We start from the raw sequence: 21,296 nt of genomic DNA on the forward strand, positions 1-21,296 counted from the left end.
AAATAAATAACTACTCAAAAAATGTCATGCAATTTTACATAAACCTCATTAGTAGCCCAAACAACAGCGCTCAATAAATAGTCACCAATACTCACCTTATTAGAGGTAGCTAACAATACAAAAGTCTTATATTTCAAAAAACAGTTTATTATACAAGCATAAAAAACTATTTTAAAATAATACAGCACATTATTTTAAAATTATAAATTTATTTAAAATCAATCAGTTACCTTGCAAAATTATATTGGTATGCTTTTTGCCTAACCATATAAGCAAGTAACACTTGTAGCAAAATAACTTAATTAATCACTTAATTGAAGTAGGTTATAACTATGATTAAATCATTAGGTAAACTTCTAGTTGGTGTTGTTTCATTAACCGCTATTTATTCAAGCAACGCAGCTGCTGCTCCTATTTATGAGTTTGAAGTTAACAACCCTGCTAGCAACCCTGCTGGAGGAAAAATAACCAATCTAAAAACTCGCTATGATTCAGATAACCAAACTTTTAGCTGGCAATCAACAACTCAAAAAGCCAATGGCCAGTATACTGATGGTTTTTGGCTAGTTGTGAGTGATGGTCCAGACCCTAAAGGTCATGTTAATGAATATGCCATTATGTACGGAGATCTAGCAACAGGTACACTTACCTCCTATATCTACAATGGCAACAGCACCTACAACACCTGGAGACACAACCAAAACTATATTGCTTCAACGGGTGCCAACTTTATTAACGTTTCAGATAATGGCACAGAAAGAACATTCAATTTTGAATTAGATACAACCCAAATCAACTCATTATTCAACACTGCAGACTGGGATGGTGTTGCCTTTGATGAAAAAATAGGCATTTGGTACCACCCAAGTATCGGCAGTAGCTTTGCTTATAATGCTGATGGTTCATTAAAAAACTTCTCCTTCACTCAATCTGGCTGGTATGATGCAGCCAATCAAACCACTACCCCCATTAACACGCCAGCAACCATCTCATTATTTTTAATGAGTATTGCATTAGTGCCATTTATTAGAAATCGCCGCCGTTCTTTTAAAGCTGCGATGGCTTAACAAAACTAAGTAAACATAAAAAGGCCTTTTTTAAAGGCCTTTTTTTATTTTCGCGTTATTTATTTATGACCAGTGATATCGAGAAACTATTAGCTCAGTATTTTTTAGCAACTTCAGTATAAACACCTGTTTTATGTGCCATATGAATTTCATCCCAAATGGCATTCGCAAGCGTTTTATTAGCCTGATAAAATTTATGAGAAAAAATAAGATAGTAATCTTTGGTAGACACTGGTGGAGACACCTTGATGACTTGAGAGAATTGTCTTTTATTTTGAGACAAGATGGGCTCAACCTTATTTTCTAAGTCAACGATTCCTACGATACGTCGCGCCATCAGCTTTCGCAGATGTGTGTATGAATCATAAGCCTTATCAATTTCCACTCCCATTGATTCTAGCTGATTGGCTATAGCATATTGATGAGTGACACCGATTGAGCCCTTTAAGTTCACAAACTGTTTTCCATCCCATTTCAAGTCAAACCCTTTAATTGTGTATAAAGAATAAGCTTTACGGTGAACTCGCTTAAGGTTGTTAAGTTGGCCATTCTTCATAGGATAAACGCCCAGCTTCATTCGATCTTGCTTGAAACTGGCATGAAAAATAGCATCTACTTGATTGCTTCCCAGTGTGGCTAAGCAACGAGACCAAGGATAACGCTGATAGTTAATTGTAAAATCTAAGCGTTCTGCAATGTGATTTAATAACTCAACTGTAATCCCTGGCCGCTGTTTAGGTACCATCGAGCCTTTTCCCAAGTAATAAGGTGGTTGTGGCGTATCTTCGTAAGCAATGGTGACGACCGGGCTTGCCTGAACCACTATCATGCCAGAGAAGCAAAGAGTAGTCAGTATCGCTTTAAACCAACTATAAACCATGTCACTCTCCTGCTAAGTCATTCTGGCTCCCTATAAAAAATAGCTGATACCCACCATAGGTGCTGTTAGTTAATTTATTCTGCTAATAATGATCGGCCGATCATGCCACTTGAGTACATCACACGGGATAAGCCAAAATATCGAGCAGGTGTCCATATTGGGCTTTTAGTAATAGCAGTGGATGCATTAATAATGCTGGGCACACTGCTGGCTCTTCTTGACTGTGGTATAGCAGCGCTTCCTCTCCGAGCAAGTTCGATAACCTGTTTTCCTGTTTGGTTTGATAGCTGCTGAGCATATGAGTTTGATAAAAAGTTCGTTCCTCTAAATAAAGTGGGTGCTTTATCACCCGTGATAGCAATTCGCTGAAAGGGCTCACTGCCATGAAAAGCCCGGTGTAGCGTTTTTGCAACAAATCTTGGATTATAGTAGGCGATACTGTCTGTTAGCTTTAAAGTGACTTGTCCAGATTTTGGAGAAGCAATTAAACTGGGAGTTAGTGGGCTTCGAATTAATTGACTGCTAGCATTGGCTGTTGCTCTAGCCCCAGCAATCAGCGAACCAATACCCGTAACAGCAGAAGTAACACCAAATGCTAAAGCGGCATAGCCTAATTGGGTTGAAATAGTAGGGTTTGCTTCTTCTACTGCACCAGAGGCAATCCCTAACCCACCACTAATCATACCTGTTACGCCTGAGGTAACGGCTAAGCCAGCTTTTAATGCAGCTGCTGTTGTAATGGCCGCTGCTCCAGTCATTAAACCCGCAGATGCGGCTATTCCTGCACCAAGAGTGACGACACCAATGACTAAGGCTAACACCCCTAGACCAATAGAAACCCCCGCCTGCCAACTGATATGCCCAGTTGGATCGACTAAATTAATTGGGTCATTGAGGCAATAGCAATAACCATTAAATCCCCCTTCATTAAATGGACTCAACGAGTCAATGGAATGAAATCGCATTAATCGAGGGTTATATATACGATAGCCATTACCTAAATGGTAAACTTGAGCAATAGAATCATATTGTTCACCGGTAAAGCGAGTGGGGTTTTGCAAAATAATCAGCGTTGGTCGTTCATGGTTATTAGATAAACTCAGTGCACTATGAACAGGAATGCTGGTAGTTAATAACGAAGCAGAAGTAACAAATAATGAGGATTTAATCAAAAACCCCCGCCGAGATAAATTGGGTAAGTCTTCCGATGATATACTTGGCAGCGTCCGATTAAAAAAAGTGTTAGTTAATTTCACAGTTATTACTCATCATCCATAATTTGATAATTATCCCACCCCAAGTCAGTATTAGTGTTGCCATCCACCAGCTTGAGTTGAGCAGCATTACCAAACTGATCAAGGACTGTAAATTTAGGACGAAGGTCATAATGATAAGAATCATTACTAGTCATGTTTACATAATGCCCATTTTTGCGTGTATGGCTGCAATGATCTCGTGTGATGTAAATGCATGTTTTGTAGTCATCGTAGCTGCCTTTTCCCTGTACAAACTTTACGTTGTTAGTCGAGAGAGGCAGTGTAAAATGGTAGTCTTCTCGTTTTTTACCCTCAATATTCCAGATACGTACATAGTCACTAATCGTTTGGGATTCAATAGAGGGTTTATAGGGATAAAGAATTAATGAATAAGCCGTTGTATTACTGTTGTATCTTAATAAACTACCGCCTGGCCGAAAGTAATCCATAGCACGGAAAAACAGATTACTTTCCTGTAGAGGGTTTTCCCATTCTAAACCATAAATTTTAATTTGCTTATCTTTGGGTGTGAGCTGCCAATAGCCAACATACCAGGTGTCGGTATTTTTTAAATAGTGAAAGTCAAAACTAAAATCTTCAGCACGATATTGTAAAGGATCTATTGAGCTAATAGTCGCATACTCATCATACATCATATCGCAGCTGTTAATTTTTTCACCATTATTAATAGAAATTTCAGCACAAACATGTTTACTGTAGTGTGTTTCGTTTGTTGATACCCAATAGGTTAATTGCGACCAGCCATTAGCTAGCCGAGGATTATTACGAATAGCCGTCGCAGAAGAACTAACAGATCGACGCACAATACCTGCTGATCGAGGTACCGTATGCTGGTATTGATTTTCTGTTACAGTATAAAACCAGTGTTGATCAGAGGAGTCAGAAAAATATTGATTGTAAGTCAAGTTTAATCCTGACTGTTTGCCAAATAAGTAAGTGGCTGAAATCAACTCATCGGTTGGAATAGTAACAGGTTTCCTTGTTGTAGGATCAATAGCTTTGATTTTTATATAAACGGGTGCTTGCATTTTACCATTAGCATAAATTTGATAGGCTTGGCCATGAGCTAAATCCGTTTCTACTCGAATATCTTGAATTTCATAGCGGTTGGCGTCTAATGATCCCGCAAAAGCCGCTCCGATAATTATATTACTCATTGCCATTGACAGTATGTTAATGGGTTTTATATAAGCCATAATATTACCTTATTTAAAGTATTATTTAGTTTTTTAACTGTTGATGATATTTTTTTATACCCTTCACGAATGATTTTTATACCCCTAGGGCACAAGGGGTTTGTTGTTGTCGTTCCTAATCACCAAGGAAGGTGTGAATACAGTTAATGCAGGAGCAATTAACGGTCACCCCAATCACCTATTACTTATAGGCTCATGGGGGCAAGTCTGCTACGGTAAAACTTGCGGTAGCTACTTTAATTTACTTTAAAACTGCTACTGGAACTCGTCACTCAACAGCCTCCCCTACAAACCCTACGTTTTGGGTATATTAATGACTGTTACCAAAAGGCTGATAACTTATTTTGTTAAAAAGCTTTCCATGAATCGAATAAATAGGCGTTTTTTGATGGTCCGTGACCATCATATCTGTATACAAGCCTGCTTGGCTTTGAACGGTTCTTTGTAGCATGCCATGATGCCCACTTAATCCTCGACTGACCCAATCACCTTGAGCTTCATTGATTTGCTGATGCTGGCTAAATAAGCGTTGGTGTGGTGGCTGTTCAGCTACAAGACAAGTGATTTGCTGCCCTAGCCCATCATATAAATAGTTTGCAATATGCTCACCATCAGCACTAAACAGGTTGGTAACTTGATTAAGTGCATTATATTGGTATCGCATACCCTGCTCATCCTGAGTGAGATTGCCATTAGCATCATAGCTAATAGCGAGTGTTTCTTGCTGGCTGGAATAATGCTCACTGCTATCAGTGACAGTGCCAAGGCTTGTTATTGTTGTATTACTCGTAATAGATTGTAACTGCCCTAAGCATTCATTGTGGTAAGAGAACTGCTGGGTTTTGATATGTGTACAACCATTTTTTAAATATTCCACGACAAGTCGGTCAATATCACCTAAATGATTGTAGTGATACAACTGTTTTTGAATAATAGCATCTTCAGTGTCGCTGGACTTCTTGTTATCATTATATCGAGGGGAATTTGGGCCATGAGTATGATATTCACTTAATCGACCCAGTAAATCGTAGTGATATTGCTCAATTGTCGTCTTGTTATTTTCATCCGTTAACTGTTTTTTAATTAACTTGTTTTGTGAATTATAAGTAAATGACTGTCGACAAATAATGACATGGTCAACAAGGGATATTTTCCGGGTAAGTCGCGTATAGCTATCGTAAAAATATTGATGAATAATTGACTGCCCTGACTGAGTAATCAGCACTTCCTTGCTCACTTGGTCAAACTCATCATAATGAAACTCAACAGTATTTTGATCTTGTATGATTTTTGATAAGCGCCCACTACTATCATACATTCGCTGCTCTGTGTTATTAAAAAAATCAGTTATTGAAAGAACATTCCCTTGTCGGGAGTACTGATAATGTATTTGCTGATCTCCCTGTGCTTCAGTTTTAAGTAACCCATCTGCTTGATATTCCATACGCCTTTGTAAATGGGTATTTATTACCGATGCCAGCTCGCCGGTTGGTTTTGTATAGCTAAATACATTATTGATTGACTGATCGGAGCTGACTTCCTTCAGTGGAAGCCCCAGAATAAGATCCAACTCTTTGTCGATGACAATTTGATTAGGGTATTCAATGCGAGTCGGTTCTGACCATTGGTGAGCATATGTAAAATAAGTAGGTGATAATCCTAACGTTGTTTCTGAACTCACTCTTCCTAACTTGTCGTAAACACGTTTACCTACTGTGATATTATTGACTATCACCTGGGTTAACCACTCATCCAGAGAGTTTGAATCATAGTGTTTTTCGATAGTTAATATGTCATTGATTGACTCTTGTATTAATCGTCCTTGTACATCATATTGATAATGTACTGGTCCCTCATAACGACCCTGTTCTTCAATCAGCCGACCCAGCCCATCATAAAACTGCTTAATCACTTGACCATTTATAGTTATTTTAATGGGCTGCTGATATTCATTTAACTCTGTTGTTTTTAGCTGTGCTTGCTTTCCATTTGTCGCTTCTAGATATTGAGTCAACGTATTTGCTACTTTATCTAGTTTTTTTATTTGTGATAGCCCAGAAGGCAATATTTCTTTAGACACTTCCCCCCAAATATTATATTCAAAATAAGTGATATATTGCCGTTCTTGCTGTTTACTATTTGTATCATATAAAGTGGTAGAAGCTAACTGACCTTGTGAATTATAGGATCTGCTTTCATGATTTTGTAGAATACCCGAGCCATCCGTCTTCATCACTTGCTTGACTCGGCCAAGTCCATCAACAATAATTTTTTCCTTAGATGCCGCTGTGTTTGTAACAACATAGTATTTTTCACTTATTTCTAACGCATAAATATAACTACACTCCTCCTGATAAGGACTATTAGCACGCGTTACTGCTTTACTCAGTCGGGTTAACACATCGTATTCAAACGTTGTGACCACACCAAATTTGTCAATAGTAGTTGTTTTTTTACCATGGTTAATATTATGGTGAATACTTTCTTGATAGAGTGGTTCCCCATCAGTAAAACAGTATAAGATGGTCCAAATAGTATCTCCCACATGGCGATAAGTAAATTGATCGACTGTATTGCGTTTTCCAACTAATAATGCCTCTTTTTCCATACGTCCATGCAACAAAGAATTATCTGGTGTATTAAAATATGTTATGGCACGTTGAGAAACTTGCAGCCCCTTATTGGTAGTCACTGTTTCATCGGTTAATAATGTAAATGATGAGGCTTTTAGTGAAGCATTGGAAATAATGTTTTCATTGGTCGCAGCAATACAAGGAAAAGCAGTATAGCGGTATTGATGGGTTAGGTATTCCTCAACTCCTGTAGCATATTTTTCTGATGGAATCGTTTGCTTTTGTTTTAAATAAATGGGGGCTTGGGTAGGAGAAGCTGGGCAACCATCTTCTCCTTGTGCTAAATAATACTCATAACGTTGAATAATCCCAAACGGGTCCGTTGAAGATATTAGGTTACCATACTCGTCATATTCATAATGGTAAGTTTCTGACCGCTGCTCACCATGGTTATTCAAATAAGTAGTAACATCGCTGACAGGTAGTGCATAGGTTGCAGGCTGTTTGTGAAAAGGTTGTGTACAATCAGCTGAATACTCCAGCTGACGTCTGGATACAATGATATTTGTACTATCGTCACGTACTTCTTCTGCAATTAGTAAATGAAAGCGATTATAAATCCGTGTAATGACATGATCGTCGCGTTTTTCTATAGACTGATAACGGTAGTCGTGGGTACGTTCGTATAAATTATCTTTATTTTTAACAAATTTTGCCCCAGAAGCAAAGCCGAGATAGTTGTGTCGACTATAAGCGTATGTTGTATTTATAGTGGTAATATCATTTCCAAAAATACGGTGGTGAATCACAGCAGGTAATGTTGGTAATGGACTACCCTGAGGCGCTCTGAGCCCTTCAGAGTCATAGGTTAATGATTCAGTAGCGCCTAGTGGATAAGAGAGTTGTTTGATGACTCGACAATGATTGATTGATGCATATTCAAGCTGATAACTAGCACCATCTGCAAGCACGACACGTATTAATTCATTATGATGGATATGTAATGTAATGACGGTTTGGTTGTTTTTAATTATTTGAACGCTACTTTCATTATAAATAAAGTCTATTGACTGATCATGATCATCAGTGATCGACTTTACTCTTCCTCTTCGGCTAGGGCTGTAATAACTAATTAAGAGTCTTCTTCCATCCAGTTGTTGAATACATTCCAAGAAACCTTCTGGGTTTAAATATTCACATACTCCAGACTTATATTGTACTCTGATACCACCACTAGCCAGTGCATAAGCGCTAAGCTCATGAGAGTTTGCATAATGTAGCTCTAATTCTACCTCTTTATCATCTGTCGTATGAAATGGTGATACATGATAGCTTTGGCCTTCTCCTAAATAAAGCTGACGACTTTTACGATCAAATCGGGTTAAATTATGTAACCAGCCCTGACCAAAACCTAAGTTTTCATTAGTTAAAAACTGATATTGAATAAAAAAAGTAAACTCAGGCCCCATAAGCAAGCTGCCAAGCAATTGGGATAGCTGTACTTGTAGACGATATATGCCTGTTCGTGGGTCTACCATACCACTTAAGTGATTAGAGTATTGGAATGCATTTGTTGTAATAGTGCTCTTTGCTGCTGACATTTCCCTTCCCCAGTAAATTCCTACTAACTAATTAATGAAACAACTTTATATTAATTTATAAAATTATATTATTTGGGGAGTACTCATACTAATAAAAACACTTCACAGCATTGCAAGAAGTATTTTTTCAACGTAGTTCGCCCGTACTTAATTTATGTATTTATTGATCCCAAGTATCAAACCACACATCACTAAAAGTATATATAAGTTATGAAACAGAATGTAACAAAATTTTAACCAGCAAAAATAAAACCTCCGTACCGCAAATCATTTTTTGATCATAGGTATTAAGCAACCATCAATCATTAAGCAATAGCTGCTACTTAATGAAGCAATAGCACCATTCTTTACGCCATCTTGATTACAAGAAAAAACAAGCTATTGATAAAAACTGAATAACAAATAAAAGTTAAGCTGATAATTCTAATGACATTCTAAACTTATTTAAGGTGCCATCATCAAGCATTGATTTCAATGCCTTTTCACATAGTGGCATTAATTTTTCGTGTTTTTTATGTAGGTAAGGGTATAAAGGAAACTGGCTGAAAATGCCAAGTTCCTGTATTCCACTTCGGTGAAAGTATTTGTTTAAAATAGATCGACTAGTAATACCTGGCCCTGCAAGATAAAGATCTATTTCTCCAATTTTTAGCAGCTGAAATGCCTGCATAGGATTATTCAATGCAACTTTATTTTCTTTGCTTAGCTTCGCCAACTCTGACTCTGCTTTTTGGCTTCCTTTTAAATACCCAACAAGAAACTTATTCTTCACAACCAACTCATTCAAATATGTCATATCATTCACACTATTAGCAACGTGTAATTTTTTAACAAAAAGAACATGTTGTACGGTAATAATAGGTACATTAATTCGTTTCAAATTAGAATATTGCTTTTCAATATTGATCACTCGCAAAGCAACACCATCTCCGTTACCATTATTAGCATTTACCAATACTTGCTCACTAGGAAGCTTATAGATTTTAATGTTAATACCTGTTCTTTTATTGAGCTCTTCAAACACAGCTTTACTATATGAAACAATTATCCCATCATTGTCAGGAATATATAATATCAGTGCACGCTTAGGGATTAACACATCAGCATATACAGGTATTCCACCTATCGATATAGACAATAAAGCGACAAAACTACTGATCAAAAAATAGTGTCTTATTTTTTGCCAACTAGTCATTACCAGCCTTCATGCTTAATAACGCAACTTCGTATAGCTATAGTATAGCCAGCCTACCGTTAAAGATTCCAGCACCCATATTCAATAAAACTTACACTTTGTCGAATGATTAACTTAACCTATTAGTCATTTCTGCTGTATTCTTTTACACTGCTTTTTATTGTCAGTGTTAGCGATCAGCTAACTATTTAAAAACATAGCTTTTTATCATTATGGTTTACATCTTGCCCGTTACTCATAAGGAACAATAATATGAGGTCGTGCCATTATGCTAAATCAACACTTTTTCACTTGGTTACTTAGGGCGTTCATCATCACCACACTGTCATTTTCCTTTAACACCCAAGCAACCATGATAACTCAGTCAATTAATATGGATGGCGGACAAGAAGTAGGAGCAAGTGGTGATCCTGATGGCAGTGCATTTGGTACCATTTCCTTTAATGATGTCACTGGAGTTATTTCGTGGAACTTTTTATATTTCAACATCGCAGCACCTACTGCTATGCATATCCATGGCCCTAATGGCCCTGCGGGAATTAATGCTGGTGTATTTATTAATTTAGGTATTGCGACCAGTGGTGGAGCCGGTACCTTAATTGACACCCTAACAGCCAATGTTGCTGATGTAGCCATGATTATCAGCAACCCAGGTGATTTTTATGTCAACATCCACAATAATGAATTTCCTCCAGGGGCTGTGCGTGGTCAAGTGCCTGTACCAGCCACTCTCTTACTGCTTGCCCTGGGGCTCATTTCTTTAGGCTTAACCCGTTCCAAGTAACTAGACTTTCTATTAATTACTTCATAGCCACCATTGCTGGTGGCTTACTATTTACGACCACTTACTAGACTATCCCGATGCACTCTGCAATGCTCGCCTTATCCTAAAAAAGATGCTCAACATTAATAAGCTATTCACCGTTAAAAATATCCAAAAGCCATATGCTGTTATTGGCCAATCTAAAAATAGTGCTAATCCACAAGCTCCCACCACAAATGCCCGATCACTCTTCCCCATAGGTCCATCATAACAACGCTCATTCGCAATAGCTTTGCCTAATAAACCAGCAAATTCACTTAATATGCTTAAACTTAAAAAACCAACCACTAAATAAAGCTGCTCAGGAAAAAACTTTAAAAGCGGTAAAAAAATGACCCAATCCGAAATAATATCCCCCACCTCATTAAGCACTTCTCCAAGCTTGGACTGCTGGTTATAAGTGCGCGCCATCATACCATCAAGGGCATTCAAGGCCATTCGAATAAACAAACCAATAGGCAGCGCTAAAAATAGCCAAGGATTAGAATCAGCATGCCAAAATGCAGCACCAATAATGAATGATAAAACTATCGCTGTCAGGGTGATTTGATTGGCGGTTATCTGGGCACGGTGTAATAAGTGCAAAACAGGCAACAAGCACTGTTGAAATTTCGGCTTAATATCATAAATTGAAACCATAATGGGTGTTTTAAAACCTTCACTATCTACAAAAACCATCTACAAAATGATCAAGTAATCACCAAAAAGCGATACCGCTATATCCTCAAGCATACCGATTACTGGCAGATACAGCTACTTTTAATGGGCAGGCCACCTCTATAGGGTTTTTACGCATAGTAAGGCGACCGCAAGATAGGCATTATCCCCCTCTTTTTTTCATGATGTTGCTACTAGCTTGCTCAAAAAGCAACCAAACCATCAGCAGTCATAAAAGCCACAAGCGAATAGGCTAGAACCCTAGCACAAGGGTAGCCGTAAAGAGGATGTATAATGGTGTATCGTCATTTTAGTCGTTGTCCTAACATCATGTTATTAATTCTGGTGTTTTGTACTGCTCTTGGTCCCCTGTCGATTGACTTATTTGTTCCCTCATTACCAACCATCAGTGCCAGCTTTGCCACGTCGCCAGCTACAACGCAATGGACGATCAGCATTTTTATGCTGGGCTTTGCCGTATCAATGTTGATTGTTGGCCCATTAGCTGATCGATTTGGTCGCAAAAAAACCCTTCTTACAGGTTACGTTGTGTACTTACTGGCAACAGTAGCCATTTTAGTAACCGAAAATATTTGGCTTTTTATTATTGCTCGTTTTTTTCAAGCAGTATTTGGCTGTTTTGGTACTGCATTGTCTCGCACCATTGTGCGAGACCTTTATGAGGGTAAGCAAGAAGTCAGAATGATTGCGCTGATTGGTGGCTGTATGGCGATTGCACCAGCTATTGCACCTATAATTGGCGGTACTGTGGCAGAACTGTTTGGCTGGCAAGCTAACTTTAAATTAATGCTGATTCTTGGCACACTGCTGATGGCAGTTGTGTGGTTATTTGTACCAGAAACTCACTCACCTCAGCCAAGTGCCCCTGCGGAAATAAACCTATACCAACGGTTTCTAGCTGTTTTGACAGACCGCCACTACTGTTTTTATACATTGATGGCAGCCATCGCTTTCTCTGGTGTATTTGTGTTTATTGCCGCAGCTCCTTTTGTGTTTATTGGTCACCTTGGGTTTAGCACTCAGCAATTCAGCTATTGTGTAGCCATCATGATTACAGGCTATGTGCTGGGTAGCTTATTAGCCTCTCGAACCATTGAGCGTTTTGGTATACAACGTGTATTGTACATCACTTTTGGTATGATGGCAGTTGGTGCCAGCCTGGCTTGTATTACAGGGCTAGGTTTTGTGATGGATACATTACAAAGCAGCCAAGCAGTGGCTGGTTATGTAGTCGGTATGTTCCTTTACGAATTGGGTATGGGGATTTTTATTCCTGCCTGTCAAACCACTGCGTTACGAAACATTAAAGATAATATAGGCACAGCCTCTGGGCTGATTTTTTTCGTTGAAATGGCCTTAGCAGCGCCTATCAGCTACCTGGCTGGTCAACTCCCCCACACCAGCACTTTTCCACTAAGCGCTGTGTCAGTTGCTGCTGTACTGATTATTGGCTTGATGCTGTTATTGGGCTATCGTAAGCAAGGATTTGCTCAAGCTTCTACGCCGACAGCGACAGCGGTATAAGAGTATTTTTAGCCCACTTTTTCAAAGGGGGAATGGCTTTCGCGACATCCTGTAAATATCGAGATAGGAACTAAAAACACCTTACCTAAATTGATTAATTAAATCCCGAAGCTTAATCGCTTCATTTCGTGCCGCTTCGGCAAAGTCAGGTCCATTACTGGCATATAAAACACCTCTTGAGGAATTCACAATCAGTCCTGTGCCATCCTCTGTTTTGCCTGCTTTTACCAGTTGTTCAACATCCCCCCCTTGAGCACCGGCCCCAGGGACTAAAAAGGGCATATCCCCCACAATACTTCTAACTTTTGCCATTTGCTCAGGCCAGGTGGCACCGACTACCAGTAAACAGTTGTTGTGTTTATTCCACTGATTAGCAACTAAATCAGCCACCCTTTCATAAATAGGCACACCATCAACAATTAAATCCTGAATATCACCCGCGCCACTGTTAGAAGTTCTACACAGTAAAATCACCCCCCGATCTTGGTAGTTTAAAAACGGCTCAGCAGAATCAAACCCCATATAAGGGTTAATCGTCACAGCATCTGCCTGATAGCGCTCAAATGCTTCCACTGCATACTTTTGGGCAGTACTACCAATATCACCTCTTTTTGAATCTAAAATAACAGGAATATCAGGGTAATGGGTCTTAATATAGTGGATGGTCTGTTCTAACTGTTCTTCAGCAGAGTACGCAGAAAAATAAGCGATTTGCGGTTTATAAGCACAAACTACATCATGGGTAGCATCGATAATGGCTTTATTAAACTCAAAAATAGACTCTCGTTGTTGCGCCAAACCAGCAGGCAACCTTGATAAGTCAGGATCAAGCCCCACACACACTAAAGAATTGTTTTTCTTCCAGGCAAGCCTAAGTTTGTCGTTAAAGCGCATTAACAGTACCTTTTAATGAGTTCCAATGTAATCATGTCGGCTATCAAGAAAGCCGATACATCAGGTGCAATATAGTACGCCAATGGCACACAGACAGCCAATACGCATTTTTCCCTCCCTTTTACTCTCCATTCCCCAGTGTCACTAAAATGTTAAAAGTAAGTCTAGTGTCCGATATGGCATAACAGGCTATTCCTCCTCCGCTCTTGAAGGGTCTTCCCTGCCCCATCAAAAGCTAAAAAGACATCCATGTCTTAGCTACAGAATACCCTGTTACCCCATATCCGTTAACCTTTACGATAAGCCTGCTTAGTCCAAAAACTGAGAATATGGAGTAATAGGGTGTTTTGGAACTGCTGTTGGGAACAGCAAAAGCTCTAAAGGCCATGAATGGCCTTATAGAGCAGTGGAAAAATATCCTGTTGCTCTATATTTATTCTCTAATACCCTTTCGCGACACCACCTCTCCACACTAAGGTCTTATACTGGCATAGCGTTGCTTATTATAAAATACATGAGGTATAGTAACTGCCTATAGCCACACGGCCTATTGTGTGCTATGGCTTACATGACATTAGGATATTCATGGATCATGATTTAAACAATACCTCACTTCCACAACAATACAACAAATACGCTTTTTATAGACTACACAGAAAATTACGTCTTGTTCTCAACCTATTGCTGTTGCAGGGATTCTATACATGTTTAAACGCTTAGCCATAATGGTTTTGTTACTGACCATCATTTTTGGCGGTATTTTCGGTTATAAAGTGTTCGAAAAAAAAATGGTTGGAGAGTACTTTGCTAACTTTACACCGCCACCAATAACCGTATCAGCCACTAAAAGCCAAGCCGAAACCTGGCAACCAGAAATCCATGCAATTGGTACCTTACAAGCGGTCAATGGTGTAGAGCTAGCCACTGAAGTGAGTGGTATGGTGCAATCGATTCATTTTGAATCAGGCCAGCTCATTGAAAAAGGCCAATTACTGGTACAAATTGATGATGAAGTTGAGCAGGCAACCCTTAAAAGCCAGCAAGCCCAACTCAAGCTGGCGAAGCTTAATTACACTCGAGATAAACAGCTACTGACAAAAAAAGCCATTCCACAAACCCAGTTTGACTTAAGCAGTGCTGAACTGGAAGAAGCTATTGCTAACATGGAAAAAACCAAAGCCATTATTGCCCAAAAGAAAATCCGAGCCCCATTCTCTGGCAAAATAGGCATTCGCTTAATCAATTTAGGGGAATATATCAATGCAGGAGCCAGTATTGCGACCCTACAAAATATCGACTCATTATATGTTGACTTTAGTCTACCTGAGCAGTTTTACCCCAAACTCTATGTAGGACAGCAAGTAAGATTTGATATTGATGCATACCCAGATAAGCATTTTATTGGCAAAGTGTCTGCACTAAATGCAAAAGTCGACCCCAATACCCGGAACATTTTAGTCAGAGCCAATGTAGATAACGCTGATCATAAACTGATTCCTGGTATGTTTGCTGACTTAGCTGTTTTAGAAAAAGCATCCATTCAAGTGGTAACTGTGCCTGTCACTGCTGTGACATACAGCTTGTATGGTGATTCTGTGTTTATCATTACAGAGCAAACTAATAAAGCGACAGACAGTAAACCAGCTAACAACTCCAGCCCTAATTCAACGACAGAAGCAGATAAAAATGAGGCACCTGCTTTGGTTGTTAACCGCAAATATATAAAAACCGGGCCTCAACAAAATGGCAACGTAGCGGTATTAGAAGGATTAAAAGCAGGCGATCAAATAGTCACCTCAGGTCAACTTAAATTAAGTAATGGCGCCCGCATTGTTATTAATAATGATGTAAAAATTTAATTGCAGGGAAATGCTATGCAATTTACTGACATATTTATCAAGCGGCCGGTGCTTGCAACAGTGGTCAGTTTACTGATCATATTGCTGGGTGCAAAGGCCTTTGAAAATTTAACAATACGACAGTACCCCGAACTCGAAAACTCCGTCATCAGCATTAAAACCACCTATGCTGGTGCCAATGCTGATGTGATTCAGGGGTTTATTACCACACCTGTTCAACAGGCTATTGCCAGTGCAGAAGGGATTGATTACATCACCTCTTCCAGTATGCAAAGTGCTTCCAGTGTAAAAGCGTATTTACGCTTAGGTTACGATACCAACAGTGCACTGACAGAGATCATGGCCAAAGTGGCAGAGGTGCAAAATGAGTTGCCCGATGCTGCTGACAGACCAGTGATATCTAAAGAAACCAGTGGTGGTACAGCGCTGTTGTATATGAGCTTTTATAGTGAGCAAATGTCTAATGAGCAAGTCACAGACTATCTGACACGTGTTGTACAGCCTAAGCTGTCTACTATTGATGGTGTTGGCAGTGCTGATATATTAGGTAAAAAAACCTTTGCCATGCGGCTATGGTTAGACCCAGTCAACATGGCTGCATTTCAAGTGTCTGCCCAGGATATTAACCAAGCGATTCTCAGCAACAACTTTCTATCCGCTGCAGGGCAAACTAAAGGGGAATGGGTGGTTACCAATGTCAATGCTAAAACGGACTTAAGTGATGTAGAAGCATTTAAAGACATGGTTATTAAAAGCCAGGCAGATTCTCTGGTACGATTAAAAGATGTAGCTGAAGTAACATTAAGTGCTGAAAACTTCGACAGCTTTGTGGCTTTTAATGGCATTCAGTCTGTCTATGTGGCGATTAGCCCTACTCCTTCAGCTAACCCGCTTGATGTGATTAAGCGGGTCAGGGCTGCAATGCCGGCAATTGAAAAACAATTGCCAGATGCCTTAAAAGCCAAAGTAGTTTATGACGCAACTGAATTTATTAATGCCTCTATTGATGAAGTGGTAAAAACCTTAGCTGAAGCCACCTTAATTGTTATTGTGGTGGTACTAATGTTTTTGGGTGCTTTTCGTTCTGTCATTATTCCAGTAGTTACCATCCCCCTTTCAATGATTGGGGTATTGTTTTTCATGTTAGTCATGGGCTACTCCATCAATCTACTGACCTTATTAGCAATGGTATTAGCCATTGGGCTGGTAGTGGACGATGCTATTGTAGTCGTGGAAAATATTCACCGTCATATTGAAGAAGGCCTGTCACCTTATAATGCAGCACTTGTCGGTGCTCGGGAAATTGCTTTACCCGTGGTTGCCATGACAATTACCTTGGCAGCTGTCTATGCACCTATCGGTTTTATGGGCGGCTTAACGGGTACATTATTTACCGAGTTTGCTTTCACCTTGGCAGGCGCTGTTATTATTTCGGGTGTTATCGCTTTAACGCTGTCACCAATGATGTGCTCTAAGCTGCTACAGGATAAAAGCCATGAAAGCAAAGTGGCACAAAAGCTGGACCATTTATTTGACCGCCTCAAACAACGGTTCCAGCGTTCATTATCAGGTGCACTAAATTATCGGCCAGTGACTGTATTATTTGCAATTACTGTCTTGGTTAGCATTCCTTTTTTATTTCTGATGACGAAAAGTGAACTCGCCCCAACAGAAGATCAGGGCATTGTCTTTATTTCTTCATCATCCCCCCAATATGCCAACCTGGAGTATATGAATAAATATACGTCACTCTATGAAAATATATTTAATTCATTTCCCGAATACGACAGCTCATTTATGATAAATGGCATGGGTACCGTTAATAGTTCGATTGCCGGCATGCTATTAAAACCTTGGGACCAACGGGAACGTAGTCAACAGCAAATACAACCCTTGGTACAACAAAAACTGGATCAAATAGCAGGACTGCAAATCTTTTCATTTAACTTACCGCCTTTACCTGGTGCTGGCGATGGTTTACCTATTCAGTTTATTCTCAACAGTACAGCTGATTATCAAACCATCCACCAAGTCAGTGAAAAGCTAGTCGCTGCAGCGATGCAAAGTGGCTTATTTATGTTTATCTCCAGTGATTTAAAATTTAACAAGCCAGAGTTGCAAATCAATATTAATCGTGACAAAGCTGCACAATTGAATATTGATATGAAACAAGTGGGCGAAACCTTATCTACCTTTTTAAGTGAAGGACGTTTAAACCGCTTCACCTTGGATGGGCGCAGTTACAAGGTAATACCCCAGGCTAATTTAAGCAGTCGTAATACCGCTGACTGGTTAAACCGTTATTATATTAAAAATCGACAAGGGGATATGATTCCATTAGCCAGTATTATCGAGCTAACCTCCGTCAGCAAACCTAATCAACTGAATCAATTTCAGCAGTTAAATGCCGCTAAATTACAAGGGGTTATGTTCCCTGGGGTGTCCTTAGGTCAGGCATTGGACTTTTTAAATCAAAAAGCCAATGAGTTAATGCCCCAAGGGTTTGGCAAAGATTATTCTGGTCAATCGCGCCAATTTATGCAGGAAGGCAGTGCCCTACTCTATACATTCCTATTTTCACTGATCGTGATTTTCCTGGTGCTTGCAGCGCAGTTTGAAAGTTTCCGGGACCCAATTGTAGTATTAATTAGTGTGCCAATGTCTATTTGTGGGGCCTTAATTCCCCTCACCTTAGGCGTCAGTACTATTAATATTTATACCCAAATCGGTTTGGTGACCTTAATTGGCTTAATCAGTAAACACGGCATTTTAATTGTAGAGTTTGCCAACCAATTGCAAATAGAAAAAGGCTTAAGCAAGCATCAAGCGGTTATCGAAGCGACTTCGATTCGCTTACGCCCCGTATTAATGACCACCGCCGCCATGGTATTAGGCGTTGTGCCTTTAGTGATGGCATCTGGCGCCGGCGCGGCCAGCCGTTTTGATATCGGCCTGGTAATCGCCACTGGTATGACCATTGGAACGTTATTTACTTTATATGTGGTACCCACCATGTATACCTTCTTCGCAAAGGATCACAGTCAACAACCCGTGGCTAGTGGAAAATTAGCGATAAACTAGCTTATTTATTAGTATTATTATTTTTGATAGTTAAGGCCAGCATTGCTGGCCTTTTTTTGTATTTCTTCGCTATCGTCATAACAGGCTTCAACATCAATCGCTATCGTTAATATCATTAAACTAAGTAGTAAAATAATTAACTTATACAAATAACTCATAACTTGTTCACACATTTTATATTGTCAGCCAACTTTACTAAGAAATTTACTAAATGGATGATTTTTTCTTTAAAACCTCATATAAAGTATTCATCTATTTTAAAAATATTCGCATCTATTAACCATATTGCTAAAGTCTCGCCTAAAGGCATGTTCTAAATACCCATTTCTTGTAGCATAAGGAATAAAACCAGTAATATTATCTATATTCTCAGAGTATAAGATGCGATTTTGATACGACATTTTTTTAAGATTATCGTTATCATCCCCCCTATTTCCTGTAGGATAGCACTGCTTTAATTGAATTCCAGCACTTTTAAAATCCTCAGTAATCCTTTCATAGGAATGAATGCTATCTAGAGGAAGTAAATTCACTCCAACCAACCTCGTTAGTTCATTAATTCTGCACAAAAATTTAACTTCTCTTAGCTTTTTGGCAAACTGATGATCACCTTGATAGATATCCAACAATACAAAATCATAATGCTGCTGGGTTTTAGTGACATAATCAAGACCATCATCACAGATCAAACTTAATCTGCCAGATTTTATATATTCATTTAATAAGGGAAAGTAACAACACGCAAGCATGATAACATCAAAGTCAATTTCAACGACATCAAGATGCAGTTTAGGAAAATTTGCCAATAAGGCAATGACACCAGCTCCTGCGCCTAAACCCAAAATGAGCCCCTTAGTCTGCTGAAATTGAGCATTGAAATGACACCCTGCGAGTAATAATCCTGCTACATAGTCACCCGCAGGTACATCACTGGCTTCTTCATCTGTTAGCCAAAAGCTACCTTCTACTTCATTATTAATAGCCAAATAACGCATGCAAGAAGTCTGTACTATTGTAATTTTCCCAAACTTTCCCTTTTTAGCATAAAGAGGTTTACACAACTGTTTTTCGTCATGCATTTCGCCATCAATTTCATTCAATGTTTTAACTGGACATAATTTACAGTATTTAACCAAATGAAAGTTAGCTTCTTTAATTCGTTTTAATTTTTTAAGAATAAGCGCCTTGTTATGCCATGCTTCTTTACATTCAGCATCAAGATCTAAACAATCATCATAGCTTTTTAATGCCGACTCATATAGCTCCAGTTGATCAAATGCATACCCTCGATAAAAAGCTAACAAGGCTATTGACTGAAGGGAGTTTATTAGTTGATCAATTCGGTAGATGGCTGAATGATACAACCTTTTATGAAGTAAATAGCGACTCTCAAGCAGCGCTGCTTCCACCCTGTCATTTTCAGCATCAGTCACTACTTCATGTTGACTGATTAATATATGTGCATCATATGATTGGTCATCTAAGATATTTAAAATAGCATGAAAAGGCACCATAAAACCGCAATAGCACTTATCCAAAATAGAGATAACCAGTCGGCCTTGATTATCCTTAACTATGGCCAATTGATTGGATTTCATAAATGACAATCTATGTTGGCAACAGGGGCACACATGCTGTTGGGCATACTGATGCAAGCTTTCTTCATCATTTACCAAATAGGCATTTACCCGAGTATAACCAGGTTCATCGATAGGACTCTTATCAACAAAGGGGAGCTGATGCAGCATTTCATTCTCTTCCTTGAGAAAATTAGTTTCAATTGCATATTACTATTTAGTACTGCTTATACCCTTCACGAATGATTTTTAGGGTTTGTTGTCGTCGCCCTTGACCACCAAGGATGGTGGAAATGCAGTTAATGCATGGAGCATTTAACTGTCACCCCAATCACCTATTACTTATAGGCTCATGAGGCTTCGTCACTCGACAGCCTCCCCTAAAAACCCTACGTTTTGGGTATACATCACCTATAGTTTTTATAGCAATAAGATTGCCAATACCATATCAACGGCTAAGTTATAATAAATTCATAAGCAATGTATGGTTTCAAGTGATCAAAGAGGACAATTTTGGCCATATACCATTAACTAGTGGTATAAAGTGACCAGTTTTAAAAATAAGGTATATAGATTTTTTTGTAAAAAGACTTGACTATAATAGGCGCATTTAATGATAATTTCTAACTTTTAGAGTAGTCCCAAATCATAATTAGGTGTTAAAACCAAATAGGCATCCTATTAATAAAGGGTATAAAACACGAATAATGACTCTCTGTCATTATTTGTCAATGATTCTTTCTAGAAAAAGGTCAGTGCAATGTGTTGCTTATTATGTCCATCAATTCTACTACTGAGCTACAATGACGAGCTTAAACACAGTATTATAAAGCATTTAAGTACACAAATAGTATCGTTGACTCATGAGGCCAATTTAGAGTCAATACCACCAGACATTGCAAAAAAAATGCTCCCTTAGTCATCGTTGACTGCCAAAATAGTTTTAAGTTACTTCATCAAGCGAAAAAAAACCTCTGTCAAAGTAGTATTATTCTATGCCTTATTAGTAGTAATTACTTTACTAAGCAACAAGCTTTCTCCACTGGCGCACAAGATTATATTACTTACCCC

General features: G+C 38.9%; 14 protein-coding genes. 5 read left to right on the forward strand and 9 right to left on the reverse strand.

Annotation, left to right across the window (positions count from 1 at the left end; all coding sequences use genetic code 11):
- The first annotated feature begins 332 nt into the window (after window positions 1-332).
- Window positions 333-1,067, forward strand: coding sequence for a hypothetical protein (locus ORQ98_RS09190; RefSeq protein WP_274688507.1), 735 nt, complete (start codon window positions 333-335; stop codon window positions 1,065-1,067).
- Window positions 1,068-1,161: 94 nt separating this feature from the next.
- On the opposite strand, the gene ORQ98_RS09195 is transcribed toward ORQ98_RS09190, so the two are convergent.
- From ORQ98_RS09195 to ORQ98_RS09215, 5 genes are all read right to left on the reverse strand, one after another.
- Window positions 1,162-1,947: a substrate-binding periplasmic protein gene (locus tag ORQ98_RS09195; protein ID WP_274688508.1), complete on the reverse strand. Its 786-nt coding sequence runs from the start codon at window positions 1,945-1,947 to the stop codon at window positions 1,162-1,164.
- 74 nt (window positions 1,948-2,021) lie between these two features.
- Complete coding sequence (locus ORQ98_RS09200) at window positions 2,022-3,203, reverse strand: RHS repeat-associated core domain-containing protein (protein ID WP_274688509.1); 1,182 nt, start codon at window positions 3,201-3,203, stop codon at window positions 2,022-2,024.
- 5 nt (window positions 3,204-3,208) lie between these two features.
- A complete protein-coding gene (locus ORQ98_RS09205) occupies window positions 3,209-4,420 on the reverse strand; it encodes a hypothetical protein (RefSeq protein WP_274688510.1) in 1,212 nt (403 codons plus the stop codon).
- 310 nt (window positions 4,421-4,730) lie between these two features.
- Window positions 4,731-8,594 (reverse strand): hypothetical protein, encoded by a 3,864-nt coding sequence (locus tag ORQ98_RS09210; RefSeq protein WP_274688511.1) that lies wholly within the window; start codon window positions 8,592-8,594, stop codon window positions 4,731-4,733.
- Between the two features lie 409 nt (window positions 8,595-9,003).
- Window positions 9,004-9,756, reverse strand: coding sequence for a substrate-binding periplasmic protein (locus ORQ98_RS09215; RefSeq protein WP_274688512.1), 753 nt, complete (start codon window positions 9,754-9,756; stop codon window positions 9,004-9,006).
- Between the two features lie 301 nt (window positions 9,757-10,057).
- On the opposite strand from ORQ98_RS09215, the gene ORQ98_RS09220 reads away from it, so the two are divergent.
- Window positions 10,058-10,573: a CHRD domain-containing protein gene (locus ORQ98_RS09220; protein ID WP_274688513.1), complete on the forward strand. Its 516-nt coding sequence runs from the start codon at window positions 10,058-10,060 to the stop codon at window positions 10,571-10,573.
- A 69-nt stretch (window positions 10,574-10,642) separates the two neighbouring features.
- Here ORQ98_RS09220 and ORQ98_RS09225 read toward each other — a convergent pair whose 3' ends face one another.
- Window positions 10,643-11,251 (reverse strand): CDP-alcohol phosphatidyltransferase family protein, encoded by a 609-nt coding sequence (locus ORQ98_RS09225; RefSeq protein ID WP_274688514.1) that lies wholly within the window; start codon window positions 11,249-11,251, stop codon window positions 10,643-10,645.
- Window positions 11,252-11,563: 312 nt separating this feature from the next.
- Here ORQ98_RS09225 and ORQ98_RS09230 point away from each other — a divergent pair, with 312 nt between their 5' ends.
- Window positions 11,564-12,814, forward strand: a complete 1,251-nt coding sequence (locus tag ORQ98_RS09230; RefSeq protein ID WP_274688515.1) for a multidrug effflux MFS transporter — start codon at window positions 11,564-11,566, stop codon at window positions 12,812-12,814.
- An 81-nt stretch (window positions 12,815-12,895) separates the two neighbouring features.
- Here the strand turns inward: ORQ98_RS09230 and pyrF are convergent, their stop codons facing one another.
- A complete protein-coding gene (gene pyrF, locus ORQ98_RS09235) occupies window positions 12,896-13,708 on the reverse strand; it encodes an orotidine-5'-phosphate decarboxylase (RefSeq protein ID WP_274688516.1) in 813 nt (270 codons plus the stop codon).
- A 704-nt stretch (window positions 13,709-14,412) separates the two neighbouring features.
- Here pyrF and ORQ98_RS09240 point away from each other — a divergent pair.
- Together ORQ98_RS09240 and ORQ98_RS09245 are read left to right on the forward strand one after the other, a co-directional pair.
- Window positions 14,413-15,567, forward strand: a complete 1,155-nt coding sequence (locus ORQ98_RS09240) for an efflux RND transporter periplasmic adaptor subunit (protein WP_274688517.1) — start codon at window positions 14,413-14,415, stop codon at window positions 15,565-15,567.
- A gap of 15 nt (window positions 15,568-15,582) precedes the next feature.
- Window positions 15,583-18,648 carry a MexW/MexI family multidrug efflux RND transporter permease subunit gene (locus ORQ98_RS09245; RefSeq protein WP_274688518.1) on the forward strand — a complete coding sequence of 1,022 codons (3,066 nt, stop codon included), beginning with the start codon at window positions 15,583-15,585 and terminating at the stop codon, window positions 18,646-18,648.
- Between the two features lie 17 nt (window positions 18,649-18,665).
- Here ORQ98_RS09245 and ORQ98_RS09250 read toward each other — a convergent pair whose 3' ends face one another.
- Entirely contained in the window at window positions 18,666-18,821 is a 156-nt protein-coding gene (locus ORQ98_RS09250; protein ID WP_274688519.1) for a hypothetical protein, read from the reverse strand.
- Window positions 18,822-18,905: 84 nt separating this feature from the next.
- Complete coding sequence (locus ORQ98_RS09255; protein ID WP_274688520.1) at window positions 18,906-20,396, reverse strand: spermine/spermidine synthase domain-containing protein; 1,491 nt, start codon at window positions 20,394-20,396, stop codon at window positions 18,906-18,908.
- Between the last annotated feature and the right edge of the window lie 900 nt (window positions 20,397-21,296).

Origin of the sequence: Spartinivicinus poritis (genome assembly GCF_028858535.1) — a bacterium.
Lineage (GTDB): Bacteria > Pseudomonadota > Gammaproteobacteria > Pseudomonadales > Zooshikellaceae > Spartinivicinus > Spartinivicinus poritis.